General features: G+C 63.5%; 11 protein-coding genes. 6 read left to right on the forward strand and 5 right to left on the reverse strand.

Features of this window, described 5'->3' with window-relative positions; all coding sequences use genetic code 11:
* Positions 1-40: 40 nt before the first annotated feature.
* The gene (gene rpoZ, locus D3M59_RS05405) at positions 41-382 is read left to right on the forward strand and encodes a DNA-directed RNA polymerase subunit omega (RefSeq protein ID WP_119532265.1); all 342 of its coding nucleotides are present in this window, start codon (positions 41-43) and stop codon (positions 380-382) included.
* Positions 383-438: 56 nt separating this feature from the next.
* Here the strand turns inward: rpoZ and D3M59_RS05410 are convergent, their stop codons facing one another.
* The gene (locus tag D3M59_RS05410) at positions 439-918 is read right to left on the reverse strand and encodes a winged helix-turn-helix transcriptional regulator (RefSeq protein ID WP_233543146.1); all 480 of its coding nucleotides are present in this window, start codon (positions 916-918) and stop codon (positions 439-441) included.
* 118 nt (positions 919-1036) lie between these two features.
* Here D3M59_RS05410 and D3M59_RS05415 point away from each other — a divergent pair, with 118 nt between their 5' ends.
* The gene (locus D3M59_RS05415) at positions 1037-1360 is read left to right on the forward strand and encodes a CC_3452 family protein (RefSeq protein WP_119532269.1); all 324 of its coding nucleotides are present in this window, start codon (positions 1037-1039) and stop codon (positions 1358-1360) included.
* 114 nt (positions 1361-1474) lie between these two features.
* Complete coding sequence (locus tag D3M59_RS05420; RefSeq protein ID WP_119532271.1) at positions 1475-3565, forward strand: RelA/SpoT family protein; 2091 nt, start codon at positions 1475-1477, stop codon at positions 3563-3565.
* A gap of 129 nt (positions 3566-3694) precedes the next feature.
* Here the strand turns inward: D3M59_RS05420 and D3M59_RS05425 are convergent, their stop codons facing one another.
* The gene (locus D3M59_RS05425; RefSeq protein WP_119532273.1) at positions 3695-5983 is read right to left on the reverse strand and encodes an NADP-dependent malic enzyme; all 2289 of its coding nucleotides are present in this window, start codon (positions 5981-5983) and stop codon (positions 3695-3697) included.
* Positions 5984-6071: 88 nt separating this feature from the next.
* On the opposite strand from D3M59_RS05425, the gene mutS reads away from it, so the two are divergent.
* Positions 6072-8666 (forward strand): DNA mismatch repair protein MutS, encoded by a 2595-nt coding sequence (gene mutS / locus D3M59_RS05430; protein WP_233543147.1) that lies wholly within the window; start codon positions 6072-6074, stop codon positions 8664-8666.
* Positions 8666-11398 (forward strand): [protein-PII] uridylyltransferase, encoded by a 2733-nt coding sequence (locus D3M59_RS05435; protein ID WP_119532275.1) that lies wholly within the window; start codon positions 8666-8668, stop codon positions 11396-11398. Before mutS ends, D3M59_RS05435 begins: the two co-directional genes overlap by 1 nt.
* Positions 11399-11461: 63 nt before the next feature.
* On the opposite strand, the gene D3M59_RS05440 is transcribed toward D3M59_RS05435, so the two are convergent.
* Together D3M59_RS05440 and infC are read right to left on the reverse strand one after the other, a co-directional pair.
* Complete coding sequence (locus tag D3M59_RS05440) at positions 11462-14440, reverse strand: TonB-dependent receptor (protein WP_119532894.1); 2979 nt, start codon at positions 14438-14440, stop codon at positions 11462-11464.
* A gap of 203 nt (positions 14441-14643) precedes the next feature.
* The gene (infC, locus tag D3M59_RS05445; protein WP_119532277.1) at positions 14644-15162 is read right to left on the reverse strand and encodes a translation initiation factor IF-3; all 519 of its coding nucleotides are present in this window, start codon (positions 15160-15162) and stop codon (positions 14644-14646) included.
* A 191-nt stretch (positions 15163-15353) separates the two neighbouring features.
* Between infC and D3M59_RS05450 the strand changes: the two genes are divergently transcribed.
* Positions 15354-16019, forward strand: a complete 666-nt coding sequence (locus D3M59_RS05450) for a hypothetical protein (protein WP_119532279.1) — start codon at positions 15354-15356, stop codon at positions 16017-16019.
* Here D3M59_RS05450 and thrS read toward each other — a convergent pair.
* Positions 16016-18031 (reverse strand): threonine--tRNA ligase, encoded by a 2016-nt coding sequence (gene thrS / locus D3M59_RS05455; protein ID WP_119532281.1) that lies wholly within the window; start codon positions 18029-18031, stop codon positions 16016-16018. The genes D3M59_RS05450 and thrS overlap by 4 nt on opposite strands.
* Positions 18032-18055: the final 24 nt, after the last annotated feature.

Consider the following 18055-nt stretch of genomic DNA (forward strand, 5'->3'; position numbering starts at 1 on the left):
GGCCTTTCCATCCTGCTTGGATTAAGAGGCGGAGCGACGAATGGCGCGCGTGACGGTCGAAGATTGTGTCGACAAGATTCCTAACCGGTTTGACTTGGTGCTGATGGCGGCGCAGCGCGCTCGCCAGATTTCCGGCGGCGCGGACCTGACGATCGATCGCGATCGCGACAAGAACCCGGTGGTTGCCCTGCGTGAAATCGCGGAGCAGACGGTTCGCCCGAAGCACCTTGAGGAAGCGATCGTTTCCAACCTACAGCGCGTCCGCATCGACGAAGATGACGAGACGGACGAATTGGCGTCGCTGAGCGAATCGGCCGAGGCGCTCCGCCTAACGGCGGCCGCTCCGCCGCGTCCGACCCCCAGCGGCGGCGACTACGACTGATCGCTTAGTTGGTTCGAAAAACAGGAAGGGCGGCCTAACGGTCGCCCTTTCTCGTTTCAGATCCCCGCGGGGCGATCGACCCACATAAGCTCACCCAGTTTCAGCTCCCGTCCATCAGCGGCTTGGACCGTAATGCGGCGAATGGGAACGCCATCGCGCTGGTCGGCCAGCACGATATGCTGCGTGCCGTGTCCCCAATCTTCGCCCCATTGGCGGAGCGCCAACACGACCGGAAGCAGCGCTTCCCCCTTGGGACTGAGCGAATAGATGACCTTGCGGCGATCGGCCGGGTCCGGCCGTCGCTCCAGTATGCCTCCCTCGACCATGCGCGCAAGCCGGTTCGACAGGATGTTTCGGGCGATACCCAGTCCTGCCTGAAACTGCTCGAAATGCTGGAGTCCGTTGAAGGCACCGCGCAGGATGAGGAACGCCCATCTTTCGCCGATCAATTCGATTGATGGCGGCAAAGGGCATTTCAGTGCCGCAGCGCGGAAAGCCTCGATGTCGGGTTCGTTTTCATTAGCCGTTCGCGTCAACGCAGTACCTCTCCCACGACGCACTATAGGCACAGGCTTTCGCGAAATAACAGTTGCAAGTTGAAACGTTGATGGACAAACTGGTTTCGACCTGAAACGCAAATTTGCGGAGTCACTCATGATCCGTTTCGCCCTGATGTTCACCGCCGCTGCGGCACTTGCCAGTCCTGCGATCGCCGGCTCCTATTCGGCGACGCCGGTAACTGCCCCGGCCACCCCGCGCATCGTCGGGAAAGACATTGTCTGGTCGTGCGCCGGCGGTTCCTGCCAAGGCTCTACCGATTATGGCCGGTCGGTTGTGATCTGCCAGAACCTCGCCCGCAAGGCAGGGCGCCTTGAAAGCTTTACCGTCGATGGGCGGGCACTCGGTGCTACGGAGCTGGCCAAGTGCAACAGTTCAGCAAAGGGAGGCGACTCAGCGGCGCTCGCTAAGGCCAATTAATGCTCCCCGGACCGCGCAGCACGCGCGCGGTTCCTCGACGGGCCGGTCCCTCCCCCGGGGGCCGGCCCTTTTTCGCGCTTGCGAAATAGGCCCCCGCTCCCCCACATTAGAGCGGTGTTGAGACAGTATGAACTGGTCGAAAAGGTCCGGGCCTATGATCCCGACGCCGACGAGGCATTGATCAACCGCGCCTACGTCTTTTCTATGAAGGCCCACGGCGCTCAGGTCCGGGCCTCCGGCGACCCTTATTTCAGCCATCCGATCGAGGTAGCGGGCATACTGACCGACCTGAAATTGGACGACGAGACGATTGTCACCGCGATCCTGCATGACACGATCGAGGATACCGTTGCGACGCCGGAGCAGATCGAGAAGCTGTTCGGGGGCAATGTCGCCCGCCTCGTCGATGGCGTAACCAAGCTCAGCAAGATCGAGGCGCAATCAGAAAACGAGCGCGCCGCAGAGAATTTGCGCAAATTCCTGCTGGCGCTCAGCGACGACATTCGCGTGTTGCTAGTGAAGCTGGCGGATCGCCTGCACAACATGCGCACGCTCCACCACATCAAGTCGGAGGATAAGCGCCGCCGCATCGCGCGCGAGACGATGGATATCTATGCCCCGCTCGCCGAGCGGATCGGTATGTACGAAATCATGAACGAGATGCAGGGCCTGGCTTTCCGTGAGCTGGAGCCCGACGCCTACGCGTCGATCACGCGGCGGCTGCAGCAGCTTCACGAAGCCGGCGGCGACCTAGTTAGTCGCATCGGCCTCGGCCTGCAGCTCCACCTTGCCGACCACGGACTTGAAGCAGAGGTTACGGGACGCGAGAAGCACCCCTATTCCATCTGGAAGAAAATGGCCGAACGGCACATCAGTTTCGAGCAGTTGTCGGACGTGATGGCCTTTCGCGTCATCGTGGAAAGCCCGGACGATTGCTATCGCGCTCTTGGCCTCATCCACCAGCGCTGGCCGATGGTCCCGGGCCGCTACAAGGACTATATCTCCACCCCGAAGCGCAACGGCTATCGCTCGCTTCACACCACGGTGATCCACGATTCCAAATCACGCATCGAAATCCAGATTCGCGACAAGGCAATGCATGCACAGGCGGAACGCGGCCTGGCCGCGCACTGGGCCTACAAGGAAGGGCGACCGGTTGATGAAGCGAAGGTCCCGTGGATTTCCGACCTCGTCGAAATCCTCGATCACGCCGCCAACCCAGAAGAGCTGCTCGAGCATACGCGGATGGCGATGTACCAAGACCGGATCTTCGCCTTCACACCCAAGGGCGAACTGATCCAGCTGCCGAAGGGTGCGACGCCAGTCGACTTTTCCTACGCCGTTCACACCGATCTCGGTGACCAGACGGTCGGGGCAAAGGTAAACGGACGCGTGGTCCCGCTTCGGACAATCCTCGACAATGGCGACCAGGTCGAGATCTTGGCGTCGGAGGCCCAGCACCCTCAGCCTTCATGGCTGCGCTTCGTCGTGACCGGCAAGGCGCGCGCGGGGATTCGCCGCTTCGTCCGCCACAAGGAGCGCGACGAGACGATCGAGCTCGGTCGCAAGATTTACGACGAGATCGTTGCCCGCCTGCCGGCTCCCCTAGGCAACGACGCGCTGAAGCGGGCAGTCAAGACGCTCAAGGTCGAGGACCACGATACGCTGATGATCAAAATCGCGCGGCGGTCCGTGTCGGACGTCGAGCTGATGGAAGCGTTGATGCCGGGCTCTGCCGGCGGCGATGTCGCGCCACGCCCGCTTGGGCAACGTACTGCCATTTCGATCAAGGGCCTGACGCCGGGCGTTGCCTACGACCTTGCATCGTGCTGCCATCCCATCCCCGGTGACCGGATCGTGGGGCTGCGCCGCGAGGACGAGGGAATCGAAGTCCATGTCATCGGCTGCGACAAGCTGGCGACTGGTGTCGACGCCGACTGGCTGGACCTGGCGTGGGGCGACGGGTCTGACGGCGGCACGGCGCGGCTGATGGTTATCCTTCGCGATGTGGCGGGGGCGCTGGGCGAGATGGCCAGCATCCTCGGCGCCAAGGGGGCGAACATCGTGAACCTGGGTCTGGCGCATCGCGACGGCAGCTTTCACACCTTCCACGTCGCTGTCGAGGTCCACGACCTAGCCCACCTCCATAACCTTATCGCAGCGCTCCGCGCTGCCGATGGGGTCAGCCAAGTCGAACGCATCTAGGCTTAGCCAAGGCCAAGAATGACCGCGCAGCGATAGGCCAGCGCGCACAGCCCCGCGATGGTGTCTTGAAATCAGCATATCTCCCCGTTGTCGGCGAGGAGATTCATCACGCCTGCGTAAGCAGTACGGCTATCCCTTACGATCCGGTGCCCGGCGAATAGCGTCGACCCCGCCGCTGGCCAGGACCGCGAGAGTAACGAGATCGGACGAAGACGCCGTCATCGGCGCGATCTGCACCGGCAACGACATGCCCATCAGATACGGTCCGAGCGCCACTTCGCCGCCCAGCGCCTTGATAAGCTTGGCCGAAATATTGGCGGACTGTAGGCCCGGCATGACTAAGATATTGGCCGGGCCGGTTAGGCGGCTGAACGGGTAGTATTTTTCCTGCGCTTCATGGTTCAGCGCGACGTCCGGTCCCATTTCGCCTTCATATTCAAAGTCAGTCTGAAGCGTGTCGAGCAGCTTCACCGCATCACGCAATTCCGCTATGTGCCGCCCTGGCGGATTGCCGAACGTCGTATAGCTGACAAATGCAACGCGCGGCTCCTGCCCCATGCGGCGGGCGAAGGCGGCGGCGCGGATCGCAATCGCGGCATATTGCTCGGCGGTTGGCCGCTCCGTGACCGCCGTGTCGGCGATGAGAACGGTCTGCCCCCGTGAGGCAATGACGTGAATGCCGAACGGAGTTGGGCCGTTCTCGTCGTCGATGACCCAGCGCACCTGGCTCAGCGATTGGCTGAACGGACGAGTCGTTCCGGTAATCATTGCATCGCCCTCGCCCAGCGCCAGCATGGCGGCGGCAAAGGTGTTGCGGTCCTGATTCACCATCCGCTCCGCGGCGCGGCGAAGTAGCCCGTGACGCTGATGCTTCGCGTAGATGAAATCCACCGCGCGGCCGACCAGCGGCGAATTCCGGCTGTTCAGCACTTCGTAGCTTTGCGGATCCTCAACGCCCAGTTCGGAGAGCTTGTCGTAGACTTCCTCCCGCCCGACGAGCACCGGCGTGCCATAACCGCCCTCCCGGAACGCAATGGCAGCGCGCAGGACGTTTTCCTCTTCGCCCTCCGCGAACAGGACGCGCTTCGGATTGGCCTTGGCCGCCTCATAGGCGAGGCTTAGCACCGAAGAGGTGGGATTGAGCCGTGCTCGCAGCTCAGCACGATATTTCGCCATGTCTGCGATCGGCTTCTGCGCGACGCCGCTGTCCATCGCGGCCTTGGCAACGGCGGCCGGCACGATTTCAATCAAGCGCGGGTCGAAGGGAGCCGGAATGATGTAATCTGGCCCGAAGTGATGGGTCATGCCGCCATAGGCCGCCGCCACTTCCTCCGGCACCGCTTCGCGCGCCAGTTCGGCCAGGGCATTGGCGGCGGCAATTTTCATTTCCTCGTTGATCCCGGTGGCCCGCACATCGAGCGCGCCGCGGAAAATGAAGGGGAAGCCCAGCACATTGTTGACCTGATTCGGATAGTCCGAACGGCCGGTCGCGACGATGGCATCGGGCCGGGCCGCCTTGGCTTCCGGCGGCGTAATTTCCGGGTCGGGGTTTGCCATGGCGAAGATGATTGGCTGGGGTGCCATCGCCTTCACCATGTCGCCGCTGACGGCGCGCGCAGCGCTAAGGCCCAGGAAGACGTCGGCACCGACCAGCGCTTCGGCCAGGCTGCGCGCGTCCGTTGGCACGGCGTGGGCCGACTTGAACTGGTCCATATTCTCGCGGCCGGGGTAAAGCGGGCCGGAACGGTCGCACATGATCACATTGTTGTGCGGAACGCCCATTGCCTTGATCAATTCGGTACAGGCAATGGCCGCCGCGCCGGCACCGTTCACGACAACCCTGATGTCCTTTAGCGTCCGGCCTGTCAGGTGGCAGGCGTTGATGAGGCCTGCCGCGGTGATGATCGCCGTCCCGTGCTGGTCGTCGTGGAAGACCGGGATGTTCATCTTTTCCTTGAGCGCAGCCTCAATCACGAAACACTCAGGCGCGGCGATGTCCTCAAGGTTGATTCCCCCGAAGCTCGGGCCAAGCAGCGACACGGCGTCGATGAACCTCTGAGCATCAGTCGTGTCGACTTCCAGGTCGATCGAATCGACGTCCGCGAAGCGCTTGAATAGCACCGCCTTGCCTTCCATCACCGGCTTTGACGCCAGCGCGCCTAGGTTGCCCAGGCCAAGGATCGCGGTTCCGTTGGAGATGACGGCGACGAGGTTTCCTTTGGCGGTCAGCTCATACGCCCTGCTTGGGTCTTCCGCGATCGCCTCGACCGGGACCGCAACGCCCGGCGAATAGGCCAAGCTCAGGTCACGCTGCGTCGCCATCGGCTTCGACGCGATGATCTCGATTTTCCCGGGACGCCCGCGCGAATGGAAATCCAGCGCTTCATCACGCGTGAACTTGACGTTGCTCTCGCTCATTCTCTCTCCTGTCGAGCGCGGCTTTAACGACCTTTTGCACAAAGAGTCACCCTCGCGCGCGAAGGTCTTTGACGCTACGACCGCGCCAATGGCCCGAAGCGACGCCCCGACCCAGACTCCGATGATGGCTCAGTACCACCGGCTTAAGGCCGAGGCGGGCGACGCCATGCTGTTCTACCGCATGGGCGATTTCTTTGAGCTTTTCTTCGACGACGCGAAGGCCGCAGCCGCTTGCCTCGACATCGCTCTGACTAAGCGCGGCGCCGACAGCGGGGAGCCGGTACCGATGTGCGGCGTGCCCGTACACGCAGCGGAAGGCTATTTGGCCCGCTTGATCCGTGCCGGTCACCGCGTGGCCATTGCAGAGCAAATCGAAAGCCCCGCCGAAGCGCGAAAGGCGCGTGGGTCCAAGGCACTCGTCGAACGGGCGATCATCAGGTTGGTGACGCCCGGCACGCTAACGGAAGAATCGCTGCTCGAAAGCGGCAGCGCAAACTGGCTGGCGGCCGTCGGCCGGGCCGGCGACGACTGGGCAATCGCCGCCGCCGACATTTCGACCGGACGGTTCGAACTGGTGAGTTGCGGGCCGGGCGAACTGAGATCCGAACTCGCGCGATTGTCGCCGGCTGAGACCGTTGCCGACGCCAATCTGCCGGGGATCGCGACGACCGCCGGGAAAGGGGGCTTCGACAGCCTCGCCGGCGAGCGGGCGCTGAAGGAACGGTTCGGCCTTTCCACGCTCGACGGGTTCGGCGCCCCGAGCCGCGCCGAGCTTGTCGCGGCTGGCGGCTTGCTAGCCTACCTCGACGCTACGCAGAAAAACGCCATCGCCTTCCTCGCTGCGCCGCGCCGCATCGCGCGGTCAGCGCATATGGCGATCGACCCGGCGACGCGCGACAGCTTGGAGATTTGCCGGACCCAGACGGGAAGTTTGGCGGGCAGCCTTATGGCGACCGTCGATCGCTGCGTGACGGCGCCGGGGCGCCGCCTGATGGGCGCCGACCTGTCCGCTCCTCTGACCGACCGGCAGGCCATTGAGGCGCGGCTGGCGCTGGTCCAGTGGCTTCACGACGAGCCGCTGCGGCGGGAGCGTATACGCGACGCGCTAAAGGCCATGCCGGATATCAGCCGGGCGCTTGGCCGACTGGTCGCGGGACGTGGTAGTCCACGCGACCTTGCCCTGCTGCGCGACGGCCTGTCCGCGAGTGCCGCGCTTAAGGCGGTATTGGAAGCCGACGGCGACCGGCCGGAGCTGCTCACCGCGCTGCTGCCCGACCTCGGCGGGCATGCCGCGCTGACCGGCCGGCTTGGCTTGGCCTTGGTGGAATCACCCCCGATCGACACGTCGAAGGGCGGCTATATCGCCGAAGGTTTTGACGCCGCGCTAGATGCGTTGCGGCTGGCGAGCCAGGACGGGCGGCGGGCTATCGCGGCGCTAGAGGCGCACTATCGGGACGCAACGGGCGTTTCGACGCTGAAAATCCGGCACAATGCGGTGCTGGGCTATCATATCGAGGTCGGAACGAAGCATGCCGATCGCCTTATGGCGCCCGATTCCGGTTTCACGCATCGCCAGACGCTGGCGGGTGTCGTGCGGTTCAATTCGCCCGATCTTCATTCCGAGGCGAGCCGTGTGGTGGAGGCGGCCGCCCATGCGCTTGCTGCCGAGGCCGCGCATTTCGAGGAACTGGGCGCGCTTGCGGTGGCGTCGGCGCAACGAATCGCCGCGACCGCCGATGCTGTCGCCCGGATTGACGTCGCGGCGAGTCACGCGACCCGCGCAGCGGAGGGCGGCTGGTGCCTGCCGCGACTGGTCGACGAGCCCTGCTTGGAACTGGAAGGCGGTCGCCATCCCGTGGTCGAGGAGGCATTGCGCCAGGATGGCGAGCGGTTCGTCGCCAATGATTGCACCTTGGCGGCGGACGACCGGCTCTGGCTGATTACCGGACCCAACATGGGCGGCAAGTCGACCTTTCTTCGCCAGGTAGCGCTAGCGGCGCTGCTGGCGCAGTCGGGCAGCTATGTGCCGGCAGCAAGGGCGAAGATCGGCATCGTCGATCGACTGTTCAGCCGCGTCGGGGCTGCCGATAATCTGGCGCGCGGGCGGTCGACCTTCATGGTCGAGATGGTCGAGACCGCCGCAATCCTTGCACAGGCGACCTCTAACAGCTTGGTCATCCTAGACGAAATCGGTCGTGGCACGTCGACGTATGACGGACTTGCCATCGCCTGGGCGGTGGTCGAGGCGATGCACGACCAAGTGAGGGCGCGTACGCTGTTCGCCACCCATTATCATGAACTAACGCGGCTGGCCGACCGGCTAGACGCGCTATCGCTGCATCATGTGCGGGCGCGCGAGTGGAAGGGCGACCTCGTCTTGCTGCACGAAGTCGCCGAAGGGCCGGCGGATCGCAGCTACGGCATCGCGGTCGCCAAGCTCGCCGGCGTTCCGCCGCTGGTACTGGCGCGCGCCAAGGCAGTGCTGGCAAAGCTGGAGGCCGGGCGAGACGCGACGGGCGGGATAGCTGCAGGGCTTGACGACCTGCCGCTGTTCGCCACGCAACAGGTCGACCCGGAAGCGACCGATCCGCTGACCGAGGCGGTCCGCGCGCTCGATCCTGATGCCCTTACGCCGCGCGAGGCGCTGGACGCGCTTTACGCGCTGAAGCGGCTGGCCGACTGATGCCGCAGCCGCCGCGCTTTTCGCTGATTGCGGGGCGGCGCGATATCATCGACCGCCGCGAGATCGCTCAACGGATCGCGGCCTTGCCGGATGCCAAGCTACAGCAGGAAGGCACCCAGATCCTGCGCGATGCGCTGCAGGGCGGACGCGCTGAAATCGGCCGACGGCTCGCGGCAGAGTCCGGGCGTGGCCGGGTTATTGCCGCATCCTACGCCTTTCTGTCGGACCAGATCGTCCGGTTGGCCTATGACCTGGTCACGCAACGGCTGGTCGCGACGGCCGATCCTGACGCCGGCGAGCGGCTGGCGATCATCGGCTTGGGCGGGACCGGACGCGGGGAGATGGCGCCTTACAGCGACCTCGACCTGATGTTCCTCTGTCCGGCGCGCAACGTCCCATGGTGCGAAGGCGTCGCCGAAGCGCTGCTGTACCTATTATGGGATCTGAAACTGAAGGTCGGTCATTCGGTCCGGACGATCCCGGACATGATCGACGCCGCGCGCAACGACATGACCGTTCGAACGTCGCTGCTGGAAGCGAGATGGATCTGGGGCGATGCGGGGCTGGACGCGGAGGCGATGCGGCGCTTTCGAAGCGAAATCGTCGCGGGTTCCGAACGGGAGTTCGTCGCAGCGAAACTCGCCGAACGCGACGAGCGGCATCGCCGGATGGGCGACAGCCGCTATGTCGTCGAGCCCAACGTCAAGGATGGCAAGGGTGGGCTGCGCGATCTGCACACGCTGTACTGGATCGGCAAATATGTGTTCGGCGTCGAGCGGCCCGCCGATCTGGTGGACAAGGGCCTATTCACCGCCGCCGAATTCCGGCGCTTTGAGCGGGCTGAGCGATTCTTTTGGTCGGTGCGCTGCCATCTCCATCTGGCTGCTGGGCGGCCCGAGGAGCGGCTGGGCTTCGACATGCAGCGGCAGATCGCCGATGCGATGCGATACGCCGACCGGCCGGGGAAGTCGGCAGTCGAGCGGTTCATGCAGTTCTATTTCCTGAATGCGAAGACCGTCGGCGATTTGACCGGGCTGTTCTTGGCCCAACTCGACACACAGATGGGAGAACGGGGGCGGCGTTTCGCGCTTCCGACCTTCCGCCGCCGCCCGAAGCGGTTGGACGGATTCACGGTCGATCGGGGGAGGTTGTCGATTCCTGCCGATGACTGGTTTCGCAAGGATGCCGTGCGACTGGTCGAGTTGTTCGCGCTGGCGGCGTCTGAGGAGATGGAAATCCATCCGCACGCGATGCGCATCGCGGCCCGTGACGCGCGGCTGGTCGACCATGTGCGAGACGATGCGCGCGCCAATGCTTTCTTCCTGGACGTCCTGACCGCCCGGAAAAACCCCGACATGGCGCTTCGCTGGATGAACGAGGCGGGCGTATTCGGACGCTTCGTACCCGACTTCGGGCGGGTCGTCGCGCAGATGCAGTTCGACATGTACCACCATTATACGGTGGACGAGCATTCGATCCGGGCAATCGGCCTTTTGTCGCGGATCGAGCGCGGCGAACTGGCCGACGATCATCCGCTGTCGACCCGGCTGTTCGACCAGATCGTGTCGCGCCGAGTGCTTTACGTCGCGGTTCTTCTTCACGACATCGCTAAGGGCCGTGGCGGTGACCACAGCGAGTTAGGCGCGGAAGTCGCACAAGAGCTTTGTCCGCGCTTCGGTCTGGATGAAGAGGAGACAGAAACGGTTGCCTGGCTGGTCCGGTATCACCTGCTATTGTCCAACACCGCGTTCCGCCGCGACGTCGCCGATCCCAAGACGATCGAGGATTTCGTCGGGGCCGTGCAGAGCCCGGAGCGCCTTCGTCTGCTGTTGATACTGACCGTCGTCGATATCCGCGCGGTGGGGCCGACCACTTGGAATGACTGGAAGCGGCGGCTGCTGCGGGCGCTGTTCGATGCAGCCGAAGAACGTCTGAGACTGGGCCACAAGCAGCGGGGACGGGCTGAGCAGGTCGCCGCGCGGCAACAGGCATTGGCCGACGCGCTGGCGTGGAAGTCGTCGGCCGCGCGCGCACATGCCCGCCGTTTGCCCGATAGCTACTGGCTGGCGGAACCTGACAGCTGGCAAGTCGCGAATGCTCTGCAGGTCGCCGATGCGGAGGCGCGCATTGGCGATCCGCAGCCGTCGGTCGTCGCGGACGCTGATCCTGTGTCAGGAATGACCCGCATCTCGGTATTCGCGCCCGACCGTCCCGGCCTGTTCTACCGTATCGTCGCGGCCTTAAGCGTCGCGGGCGCCTCGATCGTTGACGCGCGGATCCACACCACTCGGGACGGGATGGCGCTCGACAACCTGCTGATCACGGACGCGCGTGGCCGAGGGTATGAGGATAGTCGAACGCGCCGTCGGGTCGCCAATGCGCTGGAAAAGGCGCTGCGAAACGATCACGAGCCCGTGTTAAAGGAAATGGGAACCCTGCCGAGGCGCGAAGAAGTATTTCGTGTCGCCCCGCGGGTACTCATCGCGGACAAAGCGTCCACCCGGACAACCGTGGTTGAGGTCAATGCCCGCGATCGCCCGGGCCTGCTGGCCCGGTTGGCCGGTGTCATCCACGCCGCGGGTCTGGAACTCCATTCGGCGCATATCGCGACCTATGGCGAGCGGGCAGTAGACGTCTTTTACCTGACTGATGCCAAGGGCAGGAAGCTGGATACCGAAGCGTCGGCATCGCTTCGGCAGCAGCTGCTCGACGTCGCTTCCGAGGCCAACTGACCTCCGAAAGAAAAGGGCCCCACCGTCTCCGGCGAGGCCCTTCCCCCTTTTAACAGTTGGGCGTTAACCGCGCTCGGGTTCGGGCGGCGGCGGAGGCGGAGGAGGAGGCGGGCACGTGTCCGTCGCCAGGATCACCGAACCGTCCGAACAGGTCTGCGTTGCCGGCGGAGGCGGCGGCGGAGGCGGTGGAGGCGGCGGCGCCGGCGGCATCGCCCGCGGTGCTGAGAAATTCGCCCGCAGCGTCAGGCCGTAGGTCCGGGGCTCCGCCAGGTAGCTCGAGAAAATCTGGCGGCCGCCCGGATAGGCCGGGTCTTGGAAGGCGGAGTCCGCTGTGCCTTCCTGGAACGGCGAGTTGAACGCTACCTGCTGGTAATTCTTGTTAAACAGGTTCTGGGCCCACAGTTCGACAGCCCAGCGCTCGTCTGGACCGCGGACGCCGACGCGGGCGTTCACCAGCGTGTAGGCTTCCTGCATTTTCTGCGGGAAGAGGTCGGAGCCGGTATTGTACTTCCCGGTATGACGGGCATCGACGTAGAAAAGGCCCGACAGGCCGTTCCCGCCAATATCCGGCGTCCAGGCGAGCGAGCCGGTCGCGACGAACTTCGGCGCATTCGACAGTTGCCTGCCCGGAAGGCGGCGAAGCGCTTGGTTGAGCGGCGTGCCATCGTCGCGGCCGACGAGGTCGCCGCGATACTTGGTGCTAGCGAAGGTCGCGCCGGCGTTGAGGCGCAGGTCGCGCATCGGGCGGAACGAGGCTTCGAGCTCGACACCCTGCGAACGGACGCCGTAGCCGACATCGCCCTCGTCGCAGGCGCCCGTCAACGCCGCATTGGCATCATAATTCGGGGCAGCCGGGAACTTCGACTGGTCTTCGTCCGTCCCGCCAAGGTCGCTGGTGCAGCCATTGATGTTCTGCACGATGAAGACAGTGCCGTCGAAGGTGTTCAGCTGGAAGTTTTTAAACTGCTGGCGGAACAGCGAGACGTTGAACGTGAAGCCCGGAAGCGTGAGCTTGCCGCCAAGTTCGAAGGCATCGACGATTTCAGGATCGAACTGCAGGCCTTCGACCAGCGCCTGTGCGCCACCATAAAAGGCGAACGGCAGGACCGGCGGCTTAAGCGCCGAACGGTCGAGGTTAAAACCGCCCGCCTTGTAGCCGCGCGAGTAGCTTCCGTAGAGCAGCAGGCTATCGGTCGGCTTGTAGGACAGGACCGCGGTGCCGGTGAACTTGTTCTCTTTGCGCTTGTCGCGAATCTCCACGCCGTCCAATTCGGCCGTGCTGTTACCCTGGCAACTGAGGCCGAGGATCGCATTGGCGGTCGGGATGTACGGAGCGAGCGCCGGATTGGTGTAAATTGACGCAAGCGCCGCCTGATTCGTCGTACAAACGGTGTTGTCGTTACCGAACTCGGCATTCAGCTTCTTGCGCTCGCTAGTCCAGCGAAGACCGACGGTGACATCGAACTTGTCGGTCACGTGGAAGATATTGTGCGTGAACAGCGCGAAGTTGCGGCTGTTCTGCTTGTACGTGTCGCCGATGCCGCCGAGGTCGCTGATCGAGTCAAGCCGGTCGACCGCGGCCAGGATGGTTGGACCGAGAGGGCCAAGCGACGACAGGCCCGCGTTGATGGCAGCCCGCACGGGGGCGGCAAGACAGCCGGTGCCAGTCGGGCTGTAGCCCACGGCGAGAGGGCCGCCAGTCACAAGGCGGCAGGCCGCAAACCGACCGTAATCTTCACCGAAACGTAGCGAGTCGGCCAGCGTCAGGTCTTCGTCGGCGAAATAGCCGCCGACCAACCAGTCCAGCTTGTCTTCGAAGGCAGAGCCCTGCAGCCGCAATTCCTGGCTGAGAGTGCTGAACTTGCGGTAGTTGGGGTCCTCGTCCTTGCGATAGAGGATGTCGACGGTCGAGTAATCGAAGTCGCCATTCTGTTCGGACTTGTAGCCACGATAGCCGGTGATTGAGGTTAGCTTGGCGCCGCCGAAGTCATAGTCGATCTGCATCGACACGCCGCCGTCGGTCGTCGTACCCTTGTAGCTGCGGCCGGGGCTGACCCAGATGTCGCGCTCCCAGCCGTTGTCGAACGCCTGCGGATCCTGACCCAAGTCGGTCAGGACGTTGATCATGTTGTTGCCGTTGGCCTGCGTCGGCGCAATCGGCACCGACGGATTGTTGAGGTTGCCGATGTTCGGGTTGATGTCGTTGTTGACATAGACGGCGCCGCAGCAGGATTCCTTACGCCAAGTATAGTCGCCAATCAGGCGGATGCTGAGCTGGTCGTTCGGTTCGTAGAGCAGCTGGCCACGGGTGAACCAGCGGTTGCGATTGTTGACGTCGGTGTCGTTGTTAACGTCGTCATAGAAGCCGTCGCGCTTGACCAGCACACCTTCGAGGCGGAACGCCAGCTCGTCGGTGATCGGTCCGGTGATGCCGCCGGCAATACGGCGCAGATCGTAGTTGCCGATCGTCAGCTCGCCATAGCCGCCGAAGTTGAACGACGGCTTTTTGGAGAAGATGTGGATGAGGCCAGCCGATGCATTGCGGCCGAACAACGTACCCTGCGGGCCGCGCAGCACCTCAACCCGGTCTATCTCGCCGAGTTCATTGAGACCTATGCCCGAGCGAGAGCGGTAGACGCCGTCGATGAACACCGCGACCGAGCTTTCGAGGCCGGGGTTATCGCCGACGGTGCCGATGCCGCGGATACGGGCCGAGCCGTTCGCTTCGGTGCCAGTCGAGGAAACGAGCAGCGAAGGAGCGAGCTGGTTAAGCTGGCGAATGTCGGTCGCGCCCGAGTTCTGCATCGACTCCGCGTTCACCGCGGTCACCGCGATCGGAACGTCCTGGAGGATTTGCTGACGGCCTTGTGCGGTAACGACGATGACGTCGCCTTGGTCCTCTCCGTCCGTCGCCGCGGCCTCCGTCGGCGATTCCGCCGCGGGCGTCGCCGCGTCGGTCGACGGTGCCTGATTGTCCTGCGCGAAGGCCGGAGCGGAAATCGCGAAGACCCCCGCCGAGAGCAGCCACATCGACTTGCGCATCATAATCCTCCCCTGTGAACGCGATTATTATTTTGGAGAAAGAAGTAATGCAGCCGCTGCTTAAGGGGAAGCGAGACACCCGCTCGCCCTTCTAGAATCAGACCTATTGCGGCGAAAATGTCACATGACGCAGCGCACCAAAAAAAAGGCGCGGCTGCCGTAGGGGCAAGCCGCGCCGGTTTGAACCGCTATGGTTCGCTAAATCATTTGGGTGCGATAACCATCAGCATCTGGCGGCCTTCCATGCGCGGATGCTGTTCGACCTTCGCCTTTTCGGCGGTGTCTTCGGCAACGCGCTGAAGTACGGCCATGCCGAGCTGGTTGTGCGCCATTTCGCGGCCGCGGAAGCGCAAGGTGAGCTTCACCTTGTCGCCTTCCTCCAAAAACTCGAAGACCTTTTTCATCTTGGTCTGATAGTCATGGTCGTCGATGTTCGGACGCATTTTGATCTCCTTGATCTCCTGCGTCTTTTGGCGCTTGCGCTGCTCATTGGCCTTTTTCTGCGCTTCGTACTTGAAGCGGCCAATGTCGAGGAACTTGGCGACGGGCGGGTCGGCTCCCGGGCTAATCTCGACCAGGTCGAGGCCCACTTCCTGCGCCTGTTCGAAGGCTTCGCGCGTATACATCACGCCCAGATTTTCGCCATTTTCATCGATCACCCGGACCTTCGGGGACTGGATGAACTGATTATAGCGAGGACCAGTAAAGGCTGGCGGCGTCATCGATCGACGCTGGTTGGGCGGTGGTATAGCGCAGTCTCCTAGGAATCGTTGTTACGGAGCGCGAAGTAAGCCTTCCCGCGCCATAAGTGAAGGGCAGGCAGGCCGATGCGCGCGATTTTCGTTTCGCAATGTGGCGGCGTGGCTTCAGCCTGCCCCTTGGAGCGAGCGCAGATCGTGGCTAGGTTATTGCCATGTCTGCACTTTTCCTGATCCCTGTCGTCTTCGCCTGGCTAGCTGGCCTCGCACTCTTGCGGTTCGGACGTTGGACCTGGCGGCCCGTCACGCGCCTGCTCCGCAGCTGCGCGCAATTCTTGGCCCTGGCGCTGGTAGTGACGGGCGTGCTGGCCGTCGGCTTTGACGCGGAGAAGCTGGGAGCGGCGCAGTTGGTTCTGGCGGCTCACTTGGGGTGGCGGGTGTGGCGGGACCGGAACGCCGACCTACAATCCGTAACGGCGGGGCGGGCAGCGCCGGCGGCATCGGCTGGCCCGTCTGACTGGGATGTTTTCTTTCGTTCGTTGGACCGAAGGCAGCGCAGCCGTGCCGTGCATGCCCGGGCGGCGATCGACAATTTTCTAGCGGTCGCCGACCGCACGATGCTCAACCCCGAACAGCGTTCACTGGCCATCGCGCTGAAGACCCGTATTCCCGAACTGATGGGTGCATGCCGCGACCGATGCGTGACGACGGGCACAGCCGAGCAGCAGGCGTATGCGGAGCGTACACTGGCCGTAATTGAGCAGATGGCGGTCGAAGCGGATGACGCCCGTGCCGAGATTCGCGATCATGCAGATCGCGAATTCGAGACGCTGGAACGTTACTTCAGCGGTTTCGCCAGGCGCCGCACGATCAGTCCTTAGCCGCGAAGATCAGGCGGGATCGCCTCAGCACTGAAGACCGAAATCGCTTCTTCCAGAACCATTACCTTTTGGTGCTCGTCGCTTCCGAGCCGGCGTACCGCGACAGTGCCGTCCTCCGCCTCGCGTTTGCCAACGACGATCAGCAACGGAACTTTGGCGAGCGAATGTTCGCGCACCTTGTAATTGATCTTTTCGTTGCGAAGGTCTGCCTCGACGCGAAGTCCTGCTGCCTTAAGCTTCTCGACCACCTCGTTCGCGTACCCGTCGGCATCACTGACGATCGTCGCGACCACCGCTTGGACCGGCGACAGCCATAGCGGGAAGCGGCCCGCATGGTGTTCGATCAGGATGCCGATGAATCGCTCGAACGTCCCGAGGATCGCGCGGTGGAGCATGACCGGGCGGTGCTTCTCGCCATCTTCGCCGACGTAGGAGGCATCGAGACGCTCAGGCAGCACCGTGTCCGTCTGAATGGTGCCAACCTGCCAGGTACGGCCGATCGCATCGGTAAGGTGGAATTCCAGCTTGGGAGCATAGAATGCTCCCTCGCCCGGCAACTCTTCCCAGCCATACTCCTCGGTGTTGCGACCGGTCGCAGCGACCGCATCGCGCAGCGATTGTTCCGACCAGTCCCACATATCGTCGCTGCCGAAACGCTTGTCAGGACGCAGGGCCAGCTTGATGGCATACTGGTCGAAGCCCAGGTCCTTGTAGACGCTGTCTAGGAGATCGCAGAAAGCCTTCACTTCATCGATCAGCTGGTCTTCGCGAACGAAGATGTGGGCGTCGTCCTGCGTGAACTGGCGGACGCGCATGATGCCGTGCAGCGCACCATGGGGCTCGTTCCGATGGCAGCAGCCGAACTCGGCCATGCGAATCGGCAGCTCGCGATAGCTGGTGATGCCCTGCTTGAAGATCAGGACGTGGGCGGGGCAGTTCATCGGCTTGAGCGCCATCAGGTCGCTGGCGCCAGACAGCACCGGAGCATCGTCATCGGTCGAGGGAATCTCGTCCGGGACGACGAACATATTTTCGCGATACTTGCCCCAGTGGCCGCTTTTTTCCCACTGGCGCGCATCCATCAGCTGCGGTGTCTTCACCTCGTCATAGCCCGCGGCATCGAGGCGGCGGCGCATGTAGGCCTCCAGCTGGCGCCAAAGGATGAAGCCCTTGGGATGCCAGAAGACACTGCCGTGTGCCTCGGCCTGAAGGTGAAACAGGTCCATTTCCTGGCCGATTCGGCGATGGTCGCGCTTGGCGGCCTCTTCCAGCCGGACGAGATGTTCGTCGAGCTGCTTCTTGTTGAGCCAGGCTGTTCCATAGATGCGGGACAGCATCGGGTTGTTCTGGTCGCCGCGCCAGTAGGCTCCCGAGACGCGGGTAAGCTTGAAAGCCCGGGGATCGAGCTTGCCCGTCGACGCAAGATGCGGGCCACGGCAAAGGTCCATCCAGGCTACATCGCCGTTGCCGGAGCGATACATCGTAATCGGCTCGCCTTCCGGGAGCTCCATCACCCACTCGGCCTTGAAGCTTTCGCCCGTACGTTCGAAAAAGTCGCGGACATCGGCGCGGCTCCACACTTCGCGGATCAGCGGTTCGTCAGCGGAAATGATGCGCCGCATCTCCTCCTCGATCGCCGGCAGGTCCTCGTCGGTGAACATGCCCCGTCCCGGGGCGGGCGCGAAGTCGTAATAGAAGCCGTCATCCGTCGCCGGCCCGAAAGTAATCTGCGTGCCGGGATATAGCTTCTGCACTGCTTCGGCGAGGACATGGGCGAAGTCGTGGCGTACCAGTTCAAGCGCGTCCTTTTCGTCGCGCGAAGTGACCAGCGCGAGGGTCGAATCCCCTTCGAAAGGACGATTGAGGTCGCGCAGTTCGCCATCGACCCGCGCGGCAAGTGCCGCTTTGGCGAGGCCCGGTCCGATGGCGGCCGCCACGTCAGCGGGGGTCGACCCTTCCGGCATTTCGCGAACGGTACCGTCGGGAAGGCTGATCTTGAACATCTCGGACATAGGACGAGCCTCTAGCGGGGAGCG

It is taken from the genome of Sphingomonas edaphi, assembly GCF_003583725.1.
GTDB lineage: Bacteria > Pseudomonadota > Alphaproteobacteria > Sphingomonadales > Sphingomonadaceae > Sphingomicrobium > Sphingomicrobium edaphi.